Origin of the sequence: Falsiroseomonas oryzae, from assembly GCF_027856955.1 — a bacterium.
GTDB lineage: Bacteria > Pseudomonadota > Alphaproteobacteria > Acetobacterales > Acetobacteraceae > Falsiroseomonas > Falsiroseomonas oryzae.
Genome location: NZ_JAPSMD010000511.1, coordinates 1 through 3,360, shown reverse-complemented (window position 1 = coordinate 3,360; position 3,360 = coordinate 1). Strand labels below are relative to the sequence as shown.

Below are 3,360 nucleotides of genomic sequence, written 5' to 3'. Positions count from 1 at the left end.
TGCTGGGCCGGACGGCCGCGGCGCTCGCCGGGGCCTGGGCAGGCGGCGGGTTCCCGGGCACCGGCCGCGCGCAACCGCTTCCGGCCCCCGCGATTGCCACCGCCGGCACGGCGCGCCCGCCCGACCTCCTCTTCGTCTTCACCGACCAGGAGCGCTATGCCGCGACCTGGCCCGCCGGCTTGTCGCTGCCCGGCCATGAGCGGCTGGCACGCCACGGCGTGACCTTCCACGCCCACTACTGCCCGGCGGTGATGTGCACCTCCTCCCGAGCCGTGCTGATGACCGGGCTGCAGACGCCCGACAACCGCATGTTCGAGAATGCCGACGTGCCCTGGGTGTCGAAGCTGCCCACCGACATCCCGACCATCGGTCACATGCTGCGCGGCGCCGGCTACTACACCGCCTACAAGGGCAAGTGGCACCTCAACGACACATTCGACAGCGAGGCGCCGGAGCGCCTCTTCACGCGGGAGATGGAGGAGCACGGCTTCGCCGACTACAACGGCGTCGGCGACATCATCGGCCATACGCTCGGCGGCTACCACTTCGACCACCTGATCGCCGGCAGTGCCGTCACCTGGCTGCGCCGCCACGGCCGCGCGCTGACGGACGAGGGCAAGCCCTGGGCGCTTTTCGTCAGCCTCGTGAACCCGCATGACGTGATGTATTTCAACACCGACCTGCCGGGGCAGCCGGTGCAGGACACCGGGGCGCTGATGCGCCGCCCGGAGCGAGCGCCGGACCATCCGCTCTACCGCGCCACCTGGGACACGCCGGTCCCGCCGACGCTGACCGAGCCCTTCGACGCCCCCGGCCGCCCCGCCGCGCATGGCGAGTTCCAGCGCATGTGGGACGTCGTGCTCGGCCACATCCCGCGCGAGCCCGAGCGCTGGCGCCGCTTCCACGACTACTACATCAACTGCATCCGCAACGTGGACAACTCGCTCTCGGCGCTGCTCGCCGAGCTCGACATGCTGCGGCTCGCGGACCGCACGGCGGTGGTGTTCACCGCCGACCACGGCGAGATGGCCGGCGCGCACGGGCTGCACGGCAAGGGCCCCTTCGCCTACGAGGAGACCACCCACCTGCCGCTCTACGTCACGCATCCGGACGTGCGGGGCGGACAGGACTGCCGCGCGCTGTCCGGCCACATCGATCTGGTGCCGACGCTGCTCGGCATGGCGGGCGTGGTGCCCGGGCGCGTGGCGGAGCTCGCGCGCCGCAGCCTGCCCGGCAAGGACCTCACGCCGCTGCTGTCGAGCCCGGGCGCGGCCGGCGCGAACGCCGTGCGCGAGGGCGTGCTCTTCACCTACAGCGGCCTCAGCACCAACGACGCCGAGCTGTGGCGCCAGGTCGCCGCGGCGTGGTCAGCGGGCAAGGACCCGAAGGAGGAGCTGCGCCGCCAGGGCTTCCAGCCCGACCTCACCAAGCGCGGCAGCCTGCGCTCGGTCTTCGACGGGCGGCACAAATTCACCCGCTACTTCGCACCCACGCAGCGCCACCGCCCGGCCACGCTGGATGAGCTCTACGCCCGGAACGACGTCGAGCTCTTCGACCTCGCTTCCGACCCCGCCGAGACCCGCAACCTCGCCACCGACCGGTCGCGGAACGGCGCGCTGGTGCAGGCGATGAGCGACAAGCTCGAGCGCCTGATCGCCGCCGAGATCGGCGTGGATGACGGCCGCGAGATGCCGGACTTCCCCCGCATCGAGTGGACCATCGACCGGGTGGACCTGTAGCCGGCCGGCGCCTCACGCCGCCCGCGACATCGCCTCCCGCAGCGCCTCGGAGAGCTGGCCGAGGCCGTAGGGCTTGAGCAGGCGGGGCAGCGCGCCCGCGTCGTCGTTGCCCGCAGACGCATAGCCGGTGGCAAGGATCACCGGCAGGCCGGGTCGCTCGGTGCGCAGCCGGGCGGCAAGCGCCGCGCCGGTCATCCCGGGCATCGCGTGGTCGGTCAGCACCGCCGCCACGTCCTGCCGCTCGTCCAGCATCGCCAGCGCGGCCTCCGCGCTGTCGACGCGCACGGGTTCGTAGCCCAGCTCCTCCAGCATCGCCGCCGTGCTTTCCAGCACCAGCGGCTCGTCGTCCACGACCAGTACCGCGCCCTGGCCCTGGCTGGGCACGACGGCGCGCGGATCGGCCGGTGCCGGGACCGCGGCCATGCCGGAGACCGGCAGCCAGAGCGTCGCGGTGGTGCCCTCGCCCGGCGCGCTGTCCAGCACCAGCGCGCCACCGGACTGCGCCGCCAGGCCATGGACCATGGACAGGCCGAGGCCGGTGCCCTGGCCCGGCCCCTTGGTTGTGAAGAAGGGCTCCACCGCGCGCGCCAGCGTCGCCTCGTCCATGCCTTCGCCGCTGTCGGCCACCGCGATCGTCAGCCAGCGGCCCGCGGTGAGCCGCCCGGGCAGCTCGCCCTCCACCAGCGCGATGCGGACGGACAGCTGCCCGCCCTCGCGCATCGCATCGCGCGCGTTGACCGCCAGGTTGACCAGGGCGAGCTCCAGCGCATGCGGGTCAACCTGCGCCGGCGGAAGGCCTTCCGGCGCGTCGATCTCCAGCGCGACCAGCGGGCCGGCCGAGCGGCGCAGCAGCCCATCCAGCCCGAGCAGCAGGTCCCGCAGGTCCACGGGCATCGGCTTCAGGTCCTGCCGGCGCGCGAAGGCCAGCAGCCGCTGCGTCAGCGTCGCGCCGCGGTCGGCCGCCTGGGTGGCGTTGTCCAGGTGGCGCAGCAAATCGGGCGCGCTGGTCTCCGCGCGCTTGCGCGCGATCGCCAGGTTGCCGAGCACGGCCATCAGCAGGTTGTTGAAGTCGTGCGCCACGCCGCCGGTCAGCTGGCCCAGCGTGTCCATCTTCTGCGCCTCGTGCAGCAGCGCCTGCGCGGCCTTCAGCGCGGAAACGTCGCGTGCCTCCGCCACCAGCAGGGAGACGAGGCCGTCCTCGTCGCGCACCGGGGTGACGGAGAAATCCACCACCAGCGGCTGGCCCTCGGCGTCGCGCATGCCGGTCTCGCGCCGAGCGAAGCGGCCGGCGGCGCCTTCCGCCACGGCGTCGCGCAGCAGCGCCTGCGTCGCCGCATCGTCCGGCCACCAGGGCGCCGACCAGTAGGGCCGGCCGATCACCTGGCTGGCCGGCGCGCGGCCGAGGCGGAGCATCGCCGCGTTCGCCTCCAGCAGCGTGCCGTCCGGCGACAGCAGGGCGATGAACTGGAAGGTGGCATTGAACAGCCCGCGGAAGCGCGCCTCGCCCTCCCGCAGGCGGGCATTCGCCTCGGCCAGCGCGCCGGTGCGCTCGGCGACGCGGCGCTCCAGGCCGGCGCGCGCCTCCTCCAGCGCCTGCTGCGCGCGGCGCTCCGTCGTCACG

General features: G+C 73.6%; 2 protein-coding genes. One reads left to right on the top strand and one right to left on the bottom strand.

Translation table 11 applies throughout. From position 1 onward, the window contains the following. On the top strand, positions 1 to 1,739 hold a 1,739-nt coding region (locus OZN99_RS27975), incomplete at its 5' end, for a sulfatase-like hydrolase/transferase (RefSeq protein WP_270938500.1). 12 nt (positions 1,740 to 1,751) lie between these two features. Here the strand turns inward: OZN99_RS27975 and OZN99_RS27970 are convergent. Further along, positions 1,752 to 3,360, bottom strand: a 1,609-nt coding sequence (locus tag OZN99_RS27970) for an ATP-binding protein (RefSeq protein WP_270938499.1), incomplete at its 5' end; no start/stop codon positions are given.